The 18,243-nt window shown below is 29.8% G+C and carries 13 protein-coding genes; 3 read left to right on the forward strand and 10 right to left on the reverse strand.

Going from position 1 to position 18,243, the window contains the following annotated elements; genetic code table 11:
* Positions 1-2 precede the first annotated feature (2 nt).
* Together IC219_RS15190 and IC219_RS15195 are read left to right on the forward strand one after the other, a co-directional pair.
* A complete protein-coding gene (locus IC219_RS15190) occupies positions 3-452 on the forward strand; it encodes a permease prefix domain 1-containing protein (protein WP_227825049.1) in 450 nt (149 codons plus the stop codon).
* Between the two features lie 83 nt (positions 453-535).
* Positions 536-913, forward strand: coding sequence for a DNA polymerase III subunit delta (locus IC219_RS15195; RefSeq protein WP_227437582.1), 378 nt, complete (start codon positions 536-538; stop codon positions 911-913).
* A gap of 130 nt (positions 914-1,043) precedes the next feature.
* Here IC219_RS15195 and carB (IC219_RS15200) read toward each other — a convergent pair whose 3' ends face one another.
* From carB (IC219_RS15200) to IC219_RS15230, 7 genes are all read right to left on the reverse strand, one after another.
* Positions 1,044-4,250 carry a carbamoyl-phosphate synthase large subunit gene (carB, locus tag IC219_RS15200; RefSeq protein WP_227831467.1) on the reverse strand — a complete coding sequence of 1,069 codons (3,207 nt, stop codon included), beginning with the start codon at positions 4,248-4,250 and terminating at the stop codon, positions 1,044-1,046.
* A 184-nt stretch (positions 4,251-4,434) separates the two neighbouring features.
* Positions 4,435-5,484, reverse strand: a complete 1,050-nt coding sequence (gene carA / locus IC219_RS15205; protein ID WP_227436401.1) for a glutamine-hydrolyzing carbamoyl-phosphate synthase small subunit — start codon at positions 5,482-5,484, stop codon at positions 4,435-4,437.
* Positions 5,485-5,741: 257 nt separating this feature from the next.
* Positions 5,742-8,948, reverse strand: coding sequence for a carbamoyl-phosphate synthase large subunit (gene carB / locus IC219_RS15210; RefSeq protein ID WP_227831468.1), 3,207 nt, complete (start codon positions 8,946-8,948; stop codon positions 5,742-5,744).
* Between the two features lie 52 nt (positions 8,949-9,000).
* Entirely contained in the window at positions 9,001-10,044 is a 1,044-nt protein-coding gene (carA, locus tag IC219_RS15215) for a glutamine-hydrolyzing carbamoyl-phosphate synthase small subunit (protein ID WP_227831469.1), read from the reverse strand.
* Positions 10,045-10,069: 25 nt separating this feature from the next.
* Positions 10,070-10,786, reverse strand: coding sequence for an orotidine-5'-phosphate decarboxylase (gene pyrF, locus IC219_RS15220; protein ID WP_227436407.1), 717 nt, complete (start codon positions 10,784-10,786; stop codon positions 10,070-10,072).
* 380 nt (positions 10,787-11,166) lie between these two features.
* Positions 11,167-11,802 carry a DUF1847 domain-containing protein gene (locus IC219_RS15225; protein ID WP_227436409.1) on the reverse strand — a complete coding sequence of 212 codons (636 nt, stop codon included), beginning with the start codon at positions 11,800-11,802 and terminating at the stop codon, positions 11,167-11,169.
* Between the two features lie 23 nt (positions 11,803-11,825).
* Positions 11,826-12,743: a nitroreductase family protein gene (locus tag IC219_RS15230; protein WP_227483284.1), complete on the reverse strand. Its 918-nt coding sequence runs from the start codon at positions 12,741-12,743 to the stop codon at positions 11,826-11,828.
* A gap of 367 nt (positions 12,744-13,110) precedes the next feature.
* Here IC219_RS15230 and IC219_RS15235 point away from each other — a divergent pair, with 367 nt between their 5' ends.
* Positions 13,111-14,340, forward strand: coding sequence for an aminopeptidase (locus tag IC219_RS15235; protein WP_227483285.1), 1,230 nt, complete (start codon positions 13,111-13,113; stop codon positions 14,338-14,340).
* 203 nt (positions 14,341-14,543) lie between these two features.
* Here IC219_RS15235 and IC219_RS15240 read toward each other — a convergent pair whose 3' ends face one another.
* From IC219_RS15240 to IC219_RS15250, 3 genes are read right to left on the reverse strand one after another with little or no spacing between them, the layout of a single operon-like run.
* Positions 14,544-16,925 carry a homocysteine S-methyltransferase family protein gene (locus IC219_RS15240; RefSeq protein WP_227436415.1) on the reverse strand — a complete coding sequence of 794 codons (2,382 nt, stop codon included), beginning with the start codon at positions 16,923-16,925 and terminating at the stop codon, positions 14,544-14,546.
* A complete protein-coding gene (locus tag IC219_RS15245; protein ID WP_227436417.1) occupies positions 16,897-17,622 on the reverse strand; it encodes a vitamin B12 dependent-methionine synthase activation domain-containing protein in 726 nt (241 codons plus the stop codon). Before IC219_RS15245 ends, IC219_RS15240 begins: the two co-directional genes overlap by 29 nt.
* The gene (locus IC219_RS15250) at positions 17,612-18,067 is read right to left on the reverse strand and encodes an S-ribosylhomocysteine lyase (protein WP_227436419.1); all 456 of its coding nucleotides are present in this window, start codon (positions 18,065-18,067) and stop codon (positions 17,612-17,614) included. The genes IC219_RS15245 and IC219_RS15250 overlap by 11 nt, the downstream gene beginning before the upstream one ends.
* Positions 18,068-18,243 lie beyond the last annotated feature (176 nt).

An 18,243-nucleotide genomic window follows, 5' to 3' on the forward strand; every position in this document is an offset into this window, starting at 1 on the left:
TTATGAAAATAATAGAAGAGTATTTAGAAACACTATATAAGAGTGAAAATAACAAAGAAATTCAAGATTTAAAAGAAGAGCTAAGAGAACATCTAACAACATCTGCAAATGAATTTATTGAAAATGGATATAAAATAGATGAAGCACAAAATAAGGCAATTGAAAGATTTGATGGTGATGGTGAGATGTCAGTAGAATTACGCTCAATGTTTAAACAAAAAATAGAACCTAAAAAAGTTTTATTGCGAAGATTATCAAATTCAAGGCTCTTATTTTTAAATTTATTTGGATGGCTTGTTGCAGCTGCTGCATTTACAGCCAATAGAGGTTTTGGTCACATAGTTCCACCTTGGTTGATTATAGCTTTGATAATTGTAGTAGTTATATTGATAATTTTAAGCATTATAATTAATAGATTAAAGAAAGAAATAGAAAATGACTATGTTATGTAGTCACATTAATAAATATAGTTTTGTTTTATTTATACGAGTAAGTACTACGATATTAATAGGTACTATGAAAGGAGTTTTTGTATATGGAGAAAAAAATATTATTAGAAAAAATTCTTGATACGCCAGGCGTTTCATATATTAATGAGAAAGTAAATTTATTTAAAGGTACCAAATGGATTTCATTTGGAACTTATATAATGACTGTTGAAAGCTTCTGCTATAAAGAAGATTCAAAACACTATAATCCAGTAATGGGTACATTTGATTATGAGTCAGAAATTTTTATAGTTAATGCCATATATAAAGATGAGGTCTACTCTATTAAAAATAAAAAACTCTATAGAAATGTATCTAAAGGAGATAAAATAGTTGTTACAATTAAATACTATTATGATAAATATGAAAATCTTATACATGAAGAAATTCATGACTACCACTCTTATCCTCTATCTAATGATTAAAGAAAAAACTGATAGTATCAAGATTGATATTTATTTTAGTTCACATAAGAAAATAATTATAGAGTATTAATTAAAGGCGAAAGCTCCTAGGAACTAACGCCTTTAATTAATCTAAATATTATTTTGTTTTTTATTCTGCTATATTATAAACTTTTAATTTATCTTTATTTATATGCTTTTTCTTAACCTCTACTAAGGCTTTTAATGTATCTAAAGATGTCATTATTTCAGTAGAAAATTCAATAGCTGTTCTTCTCATTTTAAATCCGTCTCTTGTTGAGTCATTACCTTTAGTAGGTGTATTTATTACTATATCAACTTGTTTATTTCTTATAGCATCTAGTATATTTGGTCTAGGCTCTTCAACTCTATTTACTATATCAGCTTCTATTCCATTCTCTCTTAGACTCTTAGCTGTACCTTCTGTAGCAACAAAAGTGTATCCTAACTCTTTCATATCTTTTGCTATTTCTATAAACTCATCTTTATCGTTATTATTAACAGTAGCAAGTACTACTCCTCTTTCGTCAGACATATGTCTACCTGCGGCTAAGAATCCTTTATATAGAGCTTCTTCTAGATTTTCTCCTACACCTAAAACTTCTCCTGTAGATTTCATTTCAGGTCCAAGACTTACTTCAACTTTAGCTAATTTAGACATTGAGAATACTGGCACTTTTACTGATACTAGTTTAGGCTCTTTATAAACTCCTGTACCATATCCTAAATCCTTTAATTTAGCTCCTAACATACATTTAGTAGCTAAGTCAACTATTGGTACCCCACTCACTTTACTTATATATGGTACTGTTCTACTGGCTCTAGGATTAACCTCTATTATATATAATTCATTCTGGAATTCTATAAATTGTATATTAACCATACCAATTACATTAAGGTCTAAAGCTATTTTTTTAGTATATTCTAGAATTTTGTCTTTTATCTTATCAGATATATTTTGGCTTGGATACATTGTCGTACTATCTCCAGAGTGAACTCCAGCTCTTTCTAAATGTTCCATTATTCCAGGTATTAATATATCTTCTTTATCACATATAGCATCTACTTCTATTTCTCTACCAGTTAGATATTTATCTATAAGTACTGGATTCTTATGGTCTCTGGCAAAAGCATCATCTAAATACTGAGTTAATTTTTCCTCGTTATAAGTTATTTCCATACCTTGACCACCAAGTACATAAGATGGTCTAACTAATACTGGATAACCTAATTCATTAGCAACTTCAATACCTTCATTAGTTGTCCACACACCTTTTCCTTTTGGTCTATTTATATCTAATCTCTCTAATAAGTCGTCAAATTTTTCTCTATCTTCTGCTGCATCTATATCATCAAAATCAGTTCCCAATATAGGTATTTTTTTCTCATGTAAGAACTTAGCTAGTTTTATAGCTGTTTGTCCTCCAAATTGTAGTATTACACCTTCTGGTTTTTCTTTTTCAATTATGTTTAAAACTTCTTCTTCTGTTAATGGTTCAAAATATAGTTTATCTGATGTATCAAAATCTGTACTTACTGTTTCAGGGTTATTGTTTACAATTATAGTTTCTATACCCATTTTTCTTAAAGATTTTACACAGTGAACTGAACAATAGTCAAATTCTATACCTTGACCTATTCTTATTGGTCCAGAACCTAATACTACAACTTTTCTCTTATCACTTACAACTACTTCATCATATTGCTCATAAGTTGAGTAGTAATATGGAGATAGAGCTTCAAATTCTCCTCCACATGTATCAACCATTTTATAAACTGGTTGTATATTATATAGACTTCTTAATTCGTATAATTTTTCTGGGCTTATCTTCATTAAGTCAGATATACCTTTATCAGAGAATCCTTTTTTCTTTAATTCATGTAAGTATTCCTTATCTAAATCTTCTATTTTAAGACCTTTTAATTTTTCTTCTTGCTCAACTATCCATTTAAATTTATTTATAAACCACTTATCAACACCAGTGATTTCTTCTATCATTTCTACTTTATAGCCTCTTCTTATCATTTCAGCTAAATCAAACAATCTTTCATCATCAGGTACTACAACTCTTTTCTTTAACTCTTCTAACGTTCTACCTTCTGATGGAGCATGAACTAATGAATATTTTCCTGTTTCTAGTGATCTTATTCCCTTAAGAATAGCAGCTTCAAAGTTGCTTCCTATACTCATTATTTCACCAGTTGCCATCATCTTAGTTCCTAGTTTTCTATTTGCCTTTTTAAATTTATCAAATGGCCATTTTGGTATTTTTACTACTACATAATCTAAAGTTGGCTCAAAACAAGCATAAGTTTTTTTAGTTACTGCATTTTCTATTTCATCCAAAGTATATCCTAAGGCTATCTTAGCTGCCACTTTTGCTATTGGATATCCTGTAGCTTTTGATGCTAGTGCTGATGATCTACTAACTCTTGGATTTATTTCTATTATTGCATATTCTAAGCTATGTGGATTTAAAGCTATTTGAACATTACATCCACCTTGAACCTCTATTGCATTTATTATATCTATTGATGCTTTTCTAAGTAGTTGGTATTCTTCATCACTTAAAGTTTGACTTGGAGCAACAACTATACTATCTCCTGTATGAACTCCAACTGGGTCTACATTTTCCATGTTACATACAGTTATACAGTTTCCATTCCCATCTCTCATTACTTCATATTCTATTTCTTTCCAACCTTTTATACTCTTTTCAAGAAGAACTTGACCTACTGGACTTAATTGCAATCCATGTGAAAGTATCTCTCTTAATTCTTCCTCAGTATCAGCTATACCTCCGCCAGTTCCACCTAGTGTATATGCTGGTCTTACAACCACTGGATATCCTATTTTGCTTGCAAATTCAAGACCTGCTTCTAGGTTTGTAACTATATCACTAACTATTACAGGTTGATTTATTTCTTTCATTACTTCTCTAAATAAATCTCTATCCTCACCCTTTTTTATAGACTCTATAGATGTGCCTATAACTTTTACATTATATTTATCTAGTATACCAGCATCATGCAATTCTACAGCCAAGTTTAGTCCTGTTTGACCACCCATACCTGCAAGTAAGCTATCTGGTCTTTCTTTTTCTATTATTTTTTCTATAAATTCTATTGTTAATGGTTCTATATATATTTTATCTGCAATTTCTTTATCAGTCATTATCGTCGCTGGATTACTATTTACTAATACAACTTCTATTCCCTCTTCTTTTAATGCTTGGCAGGCCTGTGTTCCTGAGTAGTCAAACTCTGCTGCTTGACCTATTATTATTGGCCCTGACCCTAATACTAAAGTTTTCTTTATACTATCTAATTTAGGCATAACTCTTTCTCCTTATCTAAACAATTTTCACAGTTTCTATCTTCATAATCTATACAATCAATTTTAATTATTTTATTCCATATTAAATTTGAGATTATTTATTATATCTATATTAATTAAACCAATATTTTTTTGATTTAAGTTAGTCTTATTTTTAGTTATATATTATATATATTTATATTATTTATTTTACGAACTCTAAAAACTTATCGAAAATATAGTCATTATCTTTTGGCCCTGGACAAGCTTCAGGGTGGTATTGAACACTGTATACATCTAGCTTCTCATGTCTCATTCCCTCAACAGTATTATCATTTAAATTTATATGTGTCACTTTCATTTGTTCAGGAACTTCTGAAACATAATATCCATGATTTTGAGAAGTTATAAATACTTTTCCCTCTTCTAAATCTTTAACTGGATGATTTCCACCTCTATGTCCAAATTTAAGTTTAGCAGTTTTTCCTCCAAGAGCTAGGGCTAAAAGCTGATGCCCTAAGCATATTCCAACTATAGGCTTTTTACCAATTAGAGCTTTTATATTTTCTATAACATCTTCTAAATCCTCTGGGTCTCCAGGCCCATTTGATAAAAATATTAAATCAGGGTTTATACTTAATACATCTTCTGGAGATGTTGTAGCTGGGAATATTGTTATATCACATCCACGAGCTATAAATGATCTTAAGATATTTCTTTTAACTCCAAAATCCATAACAGCTACTTTTGGTCCATTTCCTTCTATATGCTCTACTTCTTTTCTTGTAACCGTTCTAACTGCTTCTGTATTTGAAAACTTATCTAATTTATGTTTAACATCTTCTAACTTGCTATCTTCTAATGTAATTATACCTTTCATTGTCCCATTATTTCTAAGTATCTTAGTTAAAGCTCTTGTATCTATTCCTTCTAGTCCTATCACTTTATTTTGCTTTAAATATTGGTCTATATCAATCTCACATCTAAAATTACTTGGAGAATCACTTTTTTCTCTTACTATAAATCCTTTCACTTGCACTTTTTCAGATTCTGCTGATGATAAATTTATACCATAATTTCCTATAAGAGGATAAGTCATAGTAACTATTTGACCATAGTAAGAAGGGTCTGTTAAAACTTCACCATATCCTATCATCGAAGTGTTAAATACTACTTCTCCTACACTTTCTTCTAAATATCCAAATGCTTTTCCTATAAAAACTGTCCCATCTTCTAATATTAACCTTGCTTTCATATTACAGTACCTCCTATAATTCTCTTTAGGCAAACTAAAGAACATTAACTAAATATAATCTTTTAAATATCTATATCTATTTTTCACTTTTACATTCTAGTTTTATACTTATTTACATTTATTTTTTATCTTTTTCTATTATACTACAAATTTCTTAAAAAAAAGAAGTTATCTCAAAAGTAAAAACTCATAGAAAAAATAACTTCTTCTTTTTAATTTAATGATTAAATTCTTAAACTATACAATCAACTTAATTTCTATTCAGCTATATTGTAAACTTTTAACTTATCTTTGTTTAGGTGTTTTTTCTTAACCTCTACTAGAGCTTTTAGTGTATCTAAAGATGTCATTATTTCAGTAGAAAATTCAATAGCTGTTCTTCTCATTTTAAATCCGTCTCTTGTTGAGTCATTACCTTTAGTAGGTGTATTTATTACTATATCAACTTGTTTATTTCTTATAGCATCTAGTATGTTTGGTCTAGATTCTTCCACTCTATTTACTATATCAGCTTCTATTCCATTTTCTCTTAGACTCTTAGCTGTACCTTCTGTAGCAACAAAAGTGTATCCTAACTCTTTCATATCTTTTGCTATTGCTATAAACTCATCTTTATCGTTATTATTAACAGTAGCAAGTACTACTCCTCTTTCGTCAGACATATGTCTACCTGCAGCCAAGAATCCTTTATATAGAGCTTCTTCTAGGTTTTCTCCTACACCTAAAACTTCTCCTGTAGATTTCATTTCAGGTCCAAGACTTACTTCAACTTTAGCTAATTTAGACATTGAGAATACTGGCACTTTTACTGATACTAGTTTAGGCTCTTTATAAACTCCTGTACCATATCCTAAATCCTTTAATTTAGCTCCTAACATACATTTAGTAGCTAAATCAACTATTGGTACCCCACTCACTTTACTTATATATGGTACTGTTCTACTGGCTCTAGGATTAACCTCTATTATATATAATTCATTCTGGAATTCTATAAATTGTATATTAACCATACCAATTACATTAAGGTCTAAAGCTATTTTTTTAGTGTATTCTACTATCTTTTCTTTTATCTTATCAGATATATTTTGGCTTGGATACATTGTCGTACTATCTCCAGAGTGAACTCCAGCTCTTTCTAAGTGTTCCATTATTCCAGGTATTAATATATCTTCTTTATCACATATGGCATCTACTTCTATTTCTCTACCAGTTAAATACTTGTCTATAAGTACTGGATTCTTATGGTCTCTATCAAATGCATCCTGTAGGTATTGAGATAATTTTTCTTCATTGTAAGTTATTTCCATACCTTGACCACCAAGTACATAAGATGGTCTAACTAATACTGGATAACCTAATTCATTAGCAACTTCAATACCTTCATTAAGTGACCATACACCTTTTCCTTTTGGTCTATTTATATCTAATCTCTCTAATAAATCATCAAATTTTTCTCTATCTTCCGCTGCATCTATATCATCAAAATCAGTTCCCAATATAGGTATATTTTTCTCATGTAAGAACTTAGCTAGTTTTATAGCTGTTTGTCCTCCAAATTGTAGTATTACACCTTCTGGTTTTTCTTTTTCAATTATACTTAAAACTTCTTCTTCTGTTAATGGTTCAAAATATAGTTTATCTGATGTATCAAAATCTGTACTTACTGTTTCAGGGTTATTGTTTATGATTATAGTTTCTATATCCATCTTTCTCAAAGATTTTACACAGTGAACTGAACAATAGTCAAATTCTATACCTTGACCTATTCTTATTGGTCCAGAGCCTAACACTATTACTTTTTTCTTATCACTTACAACTACTTCATCATATTGCTCATAAGTTGAGTAATAATATGGAGATATCGCATCTATTTCTCCTGCACATGTATCAACCATTTTGTATGCTGGTTTTATGTTATATAGACTTCTTAATTCGTATAATTTTTCTGGGCTTATCTTCATTAAGTCAGATATACCTTTATCAGAGAATCCTTTTTTCTTTAACTCAAGAAGATAATCTTTAGTTAAGTCTTCAATCTTCATAACTTTTAATTTTTCTTCTTGTTCAACTATCCATTTAAATTTATTTATAAACCATTTGTCTATTCCTGTGATTTGTTCTATCATTTCTACTTTATAGCCTCTTCTTATCATTTCAGCTAAATCAAACAATCTTTCATCATCAGGTACTACAACTCTTTTCTTCAACGCTTCAATACTTCTCTCTTCTGATGGAGCATGAACTAATGAATATTTTCCTGTTTCTAGTGATCTTATTCCCTTAAGAATAGCAGCTTCAAAGTTACTTCCTATACTCATTATTTCACCAGTTGCCATCATCTTAGTTCCTAATTTTCTATTTGCCTTTTTAAATTTATCAAATGGCCATTTTGGTATCTTAGCAACTACATAGTCTATAGTTGGCTCAAAACAAGCATAAGTTTTTTTAGTTACTGCATTTTCTATTTCATCCAAAGTATATCCTAAAGCTATTTTTGATGAAACTTTTGCTATTGGATATCCTGTAGCTTTTGATGCTAATGCTGATGATCTACTAACTCTTGGATTTATCTCTATAACTGCATATTCAAAACTATGTGGGTTTAATGCAAACTGAACATTGCATCCACCTTGAACTTCTACTGCATTTAATATATCTAAAGATGCTTTTTTAAGCATCGCACATTCTTTATTGCTTAGAGTTTGTGTTGGAGCAACAACTATACTATCTCCTGTATGAACTCCAACTGGGTCTATATTTTCCATGTTACATACAACTATACAGTTTCCTTTTGAATCTCTTATTACTTCATATTCTATTTCTTTCCAACCTTTTATACTTTTTTCAATTAATACTTGTCCAACTGGGCTTAATTGCAATCCATGTGAAAGTATCTCTCTTAATTCTTCCTCAGTATCAGCGATACCTCCACCAGTTCCACCTAATGTATATGCTGGTCTTACAACTACTGGATACCCTATTGTAAGTGCATAATCAAGACCTGCTTGTAAATCTGTAACTATATCACTAACTATTACAGGTTGATTTATTTCTTTCATTACATCTCTAAATATATCTCTGTCTTCACCTTTTTTAATAGATTCTACTGAAGTACCTATTATTTTTACTCCATATTTATCTAGTATGCCTTTTTCATAAAGCTCAACTGCTAAGTTTAATCCTGTTTGTCCACCCATACCTGCAAGTAAGCTATCTGGTCTTTCTTTTTCTATTATTTTTTCTATAAATTCTATTGTTAATGGTTCTATATATATTTTATCTGCCACTTCTTTATCAGTCATTATTGTAGCTGGATTACTATTTATTAATACAACTTCAATACCTTCTTCTTTTAAAGATTGACATGCTTGAGTTCCCGAATAGTCAAATTCTGCCGCTTGACCTATTATTATTGGTCCTGACCCTAATACTAAAGTTTTCTTTATACTATCTAATTTAGGCATAAATTTTTCTCCTTATCTAAATGGTTTTTACTATCTGTAAATAATACTAAATCTATATTAATGCTAAGAATTTATTAAATATACAATCTAAATCTTCTTTTGTTGTGTATTCTGGAATGTACTGAACACTATATATTGGTAATTCCTTATGTCTCATTCCTTCTATAGTATTGTCATTTAAATTTACATGAGTTATCTCTGTATCTTCTGGCATTTCTGAAACATTGTATCCGTGATTTTGAGAAGTTATAAATACTTTTCCTGTTTCTAAACATTTAACTGGATGATTTCCTCCTCTATGTCCAAATGCAAGTTTTGAAGTTTTTCCACCTAATGCTAATGCCAAAATTTGATGTCCTAAACCGATTCCTGCTAGTGGTTTTTTGCCTACTAATTTCTTTATATTTTCAACTATATCATTTATATCTTCTGGATTACCTGGCCCATTAGATAATAATATCAAGTCAGGGTTTATATTTAAAATTTCTTCTGAAGTAGTCATTGCTGGTACTACTACTATGTCACAGTTACAAGCTTTCAGTGAGTCTAATATACTATTTTTAACACCAAAGTCTACAACTACGACTTTAATACCAGTCCCTTTAATATTTTCAATTTCTTTTCTTGTAACACTTTTAACAGAATCTTTATTGCAACACTCTGTTAATTTAGACTGAATTTCTTGTAATGATACATTTTCTAAAGTTATAATACCTTTTTTTGTTCCATTATTTCTAATAATCTTAGTCAATGCTCTTGTATCTATTCCTTCAAGTCCAATTACTTTGTTTTGCTTTAGATATGTGTCTATATCCATTTCACATCTAAAATTATTTGGGTTGTCACTTTTTTCTCTTACTATAAGTCCTTTTACTTGTACTTTATTTGATTCAACATCTTCTAAATTTATTCCATAGTTCCCTATAAGTGGATATGTCATTGTCACTATTTGTCCATAATAAGTTGCATCTGTCAGTAGTTCACCATATCCTGCCATTGAAGTATTAAACACAACTTCACCAACAGCTTCCTTTAAATATCCAAATGCTTTTCCTTCAAATACTGTTCCATCTTCTAAAATTAATTTCCCCTTCATATAAGCTACCTCCCAAATGTTTTATCTAAGCATTTTCTATTTCTTTTACAATATTAATAGCTGATTCTCTTGGACTTTCTGCTTTTGTTATAGGTCTTCCAACAACTAAATAATGAGCTCCTCTTTTTATTGCATCTGATGGAGTAACAACTCTTTTTTGGTCTCCAACTTCTGCTGACTTAGGTCTTATCCCTGGGCAAACTGTTATAAAATCAGTTCCACATGCCTCTACTATCTTATCTACTTCTTGAGCTGAGCAAACAACTCCATCTATTCCTGATTCTTTTGCTAATTTAGCTCTCTTTATAGCCAATTCTTCTGTTGTCATATTACATCCTATATCTTGTAAGTCTTGGTTGCTTAATGAAGTTAAAACTGTTACTCCAACCACCAAAGGTTTTTCTATATTTAATCTCTCTGCTTCTTCTTTAGCAACTAGTGCACATTGTCTCATCCCTTCCATATCTGATACATGAATTGTCATTAACCAAACATTATCTCTTACTGCAGCTCTTACTGCACTTTTCATAGTATTTGGAATATCATGGAATTTAAGGTCTAGAAATATTTTTTTACCTTTTTCTTTTAAATAGTCTATTGTCTTTCCTTTTGTAGCCACATATTGTTCTAGTCCTACTTTAAATATATCTACACTATCTTCCAATTTGTCTATTAGTTCTTTAGCTTTATCAAATTCGTCAGTATCAATTGCAACTATTAGCTTCTCTTTACCATTTATCATTTTTATATCTCCTTTTTAATAAAGCCTAAATCCTCATAAAAAAATCCTTACACCAAAAGAGGCACAAGGATTTTATCTATACATAACTTTGATATTAATTAGCTATGAGATATCTTTCCCAGTCTCTCTGGACTAGTTTAAAAGACTTTATTATATTTAAATTTTTTATTTTATACTCATCAAAAACCTCTAGGTGATTTACTAGAGGTTATATATTAACACTATCTATAACCCTTTAGTCTCTCTGGACTAGTTTAAGGAATTTAGTCATAATATTTTTTCTTTATTTATATAACTTTATGTATCTTAAGGATATTTTAAAGTTTCATCTTTTTTATAATTAAACCACTAATTGCTTTTTATGTCAATAAGTCTTTGAATTATTCTTCATCTTTATCAAATAATTTTTTTTCAAAATAAGACTCTGCATTATATATAGCAGCAGCTGGATTATGCCCAGTTACTCTATCTTTGACAATTAGAGTTGTTATAGGAGCTTCCATATATTTCATGGCTAATGTATCATGACCAACACATAATCCAAGAATTATATTAAGGTCAACTTTAGCCTCATTTAAAAATAAAGCTTGCCCTATTGGATTACACATTATTTCATCTTTACATTTTGATATTGTTTGTGATGGCTTCAATCCAACTGTAGTCTTAGGAATCGCTCCATTTTTACATATAACAGAAAACACTTCAAATCCATGATGTTCAAATACCTTTTGTACTGTTTGCATTTCTCTTTTTAAACCAATACAAAATGCTATACCAATTTTTTTATAGTCACATTTTTTAGCAAACTCTATAATCTCTTTTAACCTAGTATATTGACAGTATCCCTCTGTTTCAATTAATCCAGCATTATAAGCTATTTTTCTATTTTCTTCCTCTTCATAAAGTTTTTTTGCTTTTTCTTGTAACTCAACTTCCCTAGTTGGGCATATCTTCATTAGCTTATCCATATCTCCATCTGAACAGCCTCTAAGATTACATTTCCCACACTTATACATGTCTACTATCCCCTCTCAAAATTTTATTCATTTTGTGATTGTTCTTTTTCCAAACTTAAATTTTCATCTTGAGTTTCTTCTTCTTCTGGTTTTACATGTTCAACTACAGTTATAAAATATGATTTTCCTATTTTATTCTTTATAGGAAGTTTTTCATATGAAACATCTATTTTATTTTTTATACATGCTATATCAAAATGTCTTAAACCTACACCTAAGCTAACCTTATTCATATATTCACAATGTTTCTTAGGTTTCTTTTCAAATAGATGAAGACCTCGTTCATCTTTGTGAAAATACCAAGGTTGAGAGTTTTTCACAGATGGAGCTCTTCTTGTAAATTCTAATATTTCTTTCCATTTTCTATTTCTATTTATTTTATTTATAATATCTTTTACTGGTTTTCTATCAGGTCTAGCATATCTTGTCCTAAATAAATCTTCATTTTTTGCCGGATATCCAAAAGCTATTATTATATATGGATTTTCTATTTTGTTTTCATCTTCTTCTTCTGTTTTTATTCCAGCTAAATAATCTAAATCGTCTTCTTCATCTTCTCTTGGGTCTTTGTTTCCAATATCTACAAATTCCAAGATATCTTCTCTTTTTAATGTGGACTCCAGCCAACAAGTAGCTACTCCTAATGTTGTAAGACGTAATACTATACCTTCAGTAGCAAAACCTATATTTTGTAAATAGTCTTTTCCCTTATCTGATGTGACTACTATATAATGAGGTGCTTTTACTTTACACTCTTTCCCCATTAAAAAGTGTATTATATGACCTCTATCAACAACATGTGCTTTAATATTTAAATCTTCATTTAAGTATTCTAAATTTTTACAACTTCTTTTTATTTCTTCCATTAATGGCTTTTTTAGTTTTGTACTGGAAAAATTTCTTACAGATTTTCTATAAAAAATGGCTTCATAAAGCTCCATTTATGCCCTCCTAACTGAAATCTTCTGTTCATAATATATAAACTACTATATTTAAACATATATAAGCTTTGCCAGAAAATTTTTTATTTCATTATAAATATCTATCTCATTATTATATTATAAGTTTTTTTCGGTATTCTTGTATAGCCTTTCACTAAAAAAGTATTTTTATTTCTACTTTAATACTATTATCAACAAAAAATAACGTCTTAGTTACAATTATATATCTAAACAATCTATTTTAATTAAAATACATATTTTTTATTTCTCAGTCTATTAAGTATAAATATTTTAAATATGACCCAAAATCTAAGTAATGATATAATATTTATAAGTTATTTAATGTTAAAAATACAGGAGGATAGATATGGATTTCAATAAAAATTTAGAAAAATATGCTGAGTTAGCAATTAAGGTCGGAGTTAACATACAGCCAGGTCAAACTTTACTTATAAAATCACCAATCGAATGTGCTGATTTTGCAAGAAATGCACTGAGGGAAGCATATAAATGTGGAGCTAAAAATGTATATATAGAATGGTCTGATGAAGAAAGTACTCTCATTAAATATTTATATGCTCCAAACGAAGCATTTCATGAGTTTCCAAAATGGACAGCAGATCAATATGTAGATATAGCTAAAGAAGGTGGAGCATTTTTATCAGTATATGCTCAAAACCCTGATTTATTAAAAGATGTTGACCCTGAGAAAGTTGCTAACTTTCAAAAAGCTTCTGGAAAGGCTTTAAAAGAGTGGCGTTCTTATACGCTAACAGATAAATGTAAATGGAGTATAGTTTCTGTACCAACAAAAGATTGGGCAAAAAAAGTATTTCCAAGTTTATCAGAAGATGAAGCAATAGATAAATTATGGGATGCCATATTTAAGTGTTCAAGAGTTGATGGACAAGACCCTATAAAAGCATGGAAAGAACATAATGAAAATCTAAAGTCTAAAATGGATTTTTTAAATGAAAGTAATTTTAAAACTTTAAAGTATAAATCTTCAAAAACTGATTTAACTTTAGATTTACCAAAAGGTCATATTTGGTTAAGTGGAGCATCTAAAGACCCTAACGGAGTAAGTTTTAATCCTAACATTCCAACTGAAGAGATTTTTGGAATGCCACACAAGTTTAAAGTCAATGGAACTGTATACAGTACTAAACCCCTTGTTTATGGAGGAAATATAATTGATAATTTCTCTTTGACTTTCAAAGATGGTAAAATAGTAGATTTCTCTGCTGAAAAGGGACTAGAAACATTAAAGAAACTTATTGAAACAGATGAGGGTTCTCATTATCTAGGAGAGGTTGCTCTTGTTCCATATAACTCTCCAATATCTGATACAAATATTATTTTTTATAATACTTTATATGATGAAAATGCTTCTTGCCACTTTGCAATTGGTTCTGCATATAAGACTTGCTTAGATGGTGGAAATGATTTGAAAGATGAAGAATTAGATGAGTATGGGGTAAATGATAGTCTAACACATGTTGACTTTATGGTTGGTTCTTCAGATATGGATATTGTCGGAGAAACTCATGATGGAAAACATATACAGATTTTTAAAGATGGCAATTGGGCTTTTTAAGTGTTTTTATACTAAAAAGGGCTGACGGAAGTTATACCAGACTTCCCAGCCCTTTTTAATGTTGATGATAAATATTTTTTTATATTAATTAATCTCATTATTATAGATTAATTCCTATTATTTTGGACATAAGTTTCTAAAACTTATATTTATATTATATATAAAATATCCTATTTAGTAAAACCTTTATTTCGATTTACATGCTAAAAATTTAGCTTTGCTATCTCAACAGCAGATTTTGCATCCTTTGAATAATAGTCAGCTCCCATTTCCTCAGCATATTCTTCTGTCAAAACAGCACCACCTACAAATACTTTTGCATTTATTTCATTATCTCTTAATGCTTGAATTGTATCTTTCATACTTTGAACAGTTGTAGTCATAAGTGCACTTAACCCTACTAACTTTATATCTCTTTTTTTAGCAACCTCTACTACTTCCTCAATTGGAACATCTTTTCCTAAGTCTATAACTTCATATCCATAATTCTCTAGCATTATTTTTACTATATTTTTTCCAATATCATGAATATCTCCTTTTACTGTAGCAACTATTATTTTTCCTTTAGATACATTATCACTACTTCTACTTATTAAGGTTTCTTTTATTGTATTTAGTGCAGTTTTCACTGTTTCTGCTGATTGAATAAGTTGTGGTAAAAAGATGTCTCCACTATCATATTTCTTTCCTACTCTATCAAGAGCTGGAATTAAAATTTTATCTAATATATAATTTTCATCCTTCTCTTTTAAAAGATTCAACGTTTCATTTTTGGCTTCTTCTTTTAATCCCCTTTCAACTAAAACATCTAGTGATAAGTCTTTATTAGCTTTAATAGTGGAATCAGACTGTTTTGAATTATTCATATTACTATATTGATTTATATAATCTACGCAGCCTTTATCTGTATTATTTAAGATTCTAAAAGAATTAATAGCCTCCATCATACTATATTCGTTTGGATTTATAATTGCTAAGTCAAGCCCTGCTCCTAAAGCTAACGTTAAAAAAGAAGCATTAAGTGCTTTTCTATTTGGAAGTCCAAATGAAATATTTGAAACACCTAGTATAGTTTTTACCCCTAATGTCTTAACCATTGTTATGGCTCTTATAGTTTCTATTGCTTCCTCTTGTTGTGCTGAAACAGTTAGTGATAAACAATCTATAAATATATCTTTTGGTTTTATTCCATAAGAAACTGCTCTATCAACTATTTTTTTTGCTATTTCAAATCTTTCCTCAGCTCTTTTAGGTATACCTTTTTCATCTAATGCAAGACCAACCACACATGCACCATACTTTTTAACTATTGGTAATATGCTTTCTAAGGACTCTTCTTTGCCGTTTACAGAGTTTACAATTGTTCTACCATTATAATATCTAAGACCTTGTTCTAAAGCCTCTACATTGGAAGAATCGACTTGTAATGGTGTATCTACTACTGCTTGAATCTCTTTTATCAACTTTGGCATTAATTTCTTTTCATTTATTTCTGGCAAACCAACATTCACGCCTAATATTTGTGCACCAGCACTTACTTGTTCCAACCCCAAATTTATTGCATAATCTAAATTTTCATTTTTTAAAGCTTCTTGTAAAGATTTTCTACCAGTTGGATTTAATCTTTCTCCGACAACTGTAGGTGATTCTACTTCCACAAATTTTGAGGGCGAACAAACTACACATTTATCAATCTTTTCGGTACTTCCCTTTTTAACAGAACTTATATTTTCAGATATTTCTTTTATAAAGCTTGGATTTGTGCCACAACACCCGCCTATTATAGTTGCTCCAGCTTCAACAAATTTTTTGACTCCCTCAAAAAATTCCTTTGCATCAACATCATAGATAGCTTCTCCATCAACTATATTTGGTAAACCTGCATTTGCTTGAACCATTACAGGTATTGAAGCTCTTGACACAATTTTTTTGACTATTGGCAAAAGCTGTTTAGGACCTAATGAACAGTTTACTCCTATTGCATCAACTCCCAGACCTTCTATTGTGGCAACCATACTTTCTGGCATACATCCAGTAAAACTTCTCCCACTCTCATCAAATGTCATAGTACAGAAAACAGGTAAGTCAGAATTCTCTTTAGCCGCTAAAACGGCTGCTTTAGCTTCATATAAATCCATCATAGTCTCTATTACTATTACATCAGCTCCAGATTTAACTCCCTGTAATACTTGTCTTTTAAATATCTCATATGCTCTGTCAAAGCTTAAAGTTCCCATAGGCTCTAACATTTCTCCTATAGGACCAATATCTAGTGCTACATATCTAGGTTTAGTGTTATCTACATTTTCTATAGCTTTTCTAGCTACTAAAATAGCATTGTCAATAACTTTTTCTACTGTATATTCACTATCTAATTTTAATTCATTACACCCAAAAGTATTTGTAAGAATTACATTTGAGCCTGCTTCTAAATATGATGTATGTATCTCTATAAGTTTTTCTGGATTTTGAAGACCAAATACTTCTGGATTTTCACCTATTTTTAACCCCTTTTGTTGAAGCATTGTTCCCATTGCACCATCAAATATTAATATATTATCCTTTAGATATTGTCTTATTTCCACAAGAATTCGCTCCTTTTCTATATGTACAATTTCTGTAGTTTTTACAATTTTCACACGATTTTTCTTTCTTTGATTTATCTATTTTCAAATTAGAAATGCCTATAATAGCTACTACTGATTTTCTTGGTATCATAATCCCATTTGATGTAATTGTGAGTCCTATTTGTTTTTGAGCATTTAAAACATTTAATATATCTATATTTTTCTCTATTGGTAAGTCCCCATATCCTGGGCTATATCGCATAGTTATAAATTTGTTTTGTTTTAAAAAAACCTTTTCTATATCATTTTGAACAATATCGCATACTTCTTCTATTGCTGTTGTTCCACATGAATCAATTATTAGTCCTCTTGTTAAGTCTGAGTAAGAGTATCTTTTTATTTCCTTTTCTACCTCTATTCCCAAAGTAGCTGCCATAATTACACATTCATCACAGTCTTTTAGAAGTTCATATATATCCTTACTTTTTAAGGTTAAATTTGTTCCCTCTAGTTCTACAATCTTATCTTTATTTATTTTGATAGGATAAATCCTAGATATATATCTAGGATTTATCTTGTTTTTGGCTATTTCTATACATTCATCAATAGTTTCTTTAAGTTCTTTATCTATTTCTTGTCCTTTATATTGTAAATACCTTAGAACCTCACTTTGATTTATGCTTATACGTTCTCTTTCAATTACATTATTCTCCATATATATTAAGAGAAAATCCTTTATCTAAAACATCTTTTGCATATTCTTTTGCTCCAAATAAAGATAAGTCTCTATAATTTCCACATTCTAAAGCTGTAGCAGCTGGCATTTTATCAGATTCAATTACTTTCTTTAATGCCTTTTCTAAGCCATCTTTAACTGTTTTAGCATCTATATCTCCCCATAATATTAAATAAAATCCTGTTCTGCACCCCATTGGAGATAAATCTATCACTCCATCTAATGTCTCTCTTAAATAAGTTGCTAATAAATGTTCTAAACCATGCATAGCAGCAGTTCCAAAGCTTTCTACATTTGGTTGTAAAAATCTCAAGTCAAATTTAGTTATTTTATCTCCTTTAACTCCATCAAGTACACTACACTTTCTCACAAAAGGAGCTTTAACTTTTGTATGATCTAATTTAAAACTTTCTACTTTTTCCATTTTTGAATCCTCCATCATCACTTAAAAATTTATTACTTTAAATCTATAAAAAAACTCCCCCTATCCACTATTGATAAGAAGAGTATATTATTTCCAATCATCTCATCGTTGTTAGCAGGACCACCTAATAAAAGGTTGGTATAGGATCGCTGAGCTAACTCTCTCCCCTAATTCTT

Source organism: Clostridioides sp. ES-W-0018-02, from assembly GCF_020658175.1.
Lineage (GTDB): Bacteria > Bacillota > Clostridia > Peptostreptococcales > Peptostreptococcaceae > Clostridioides.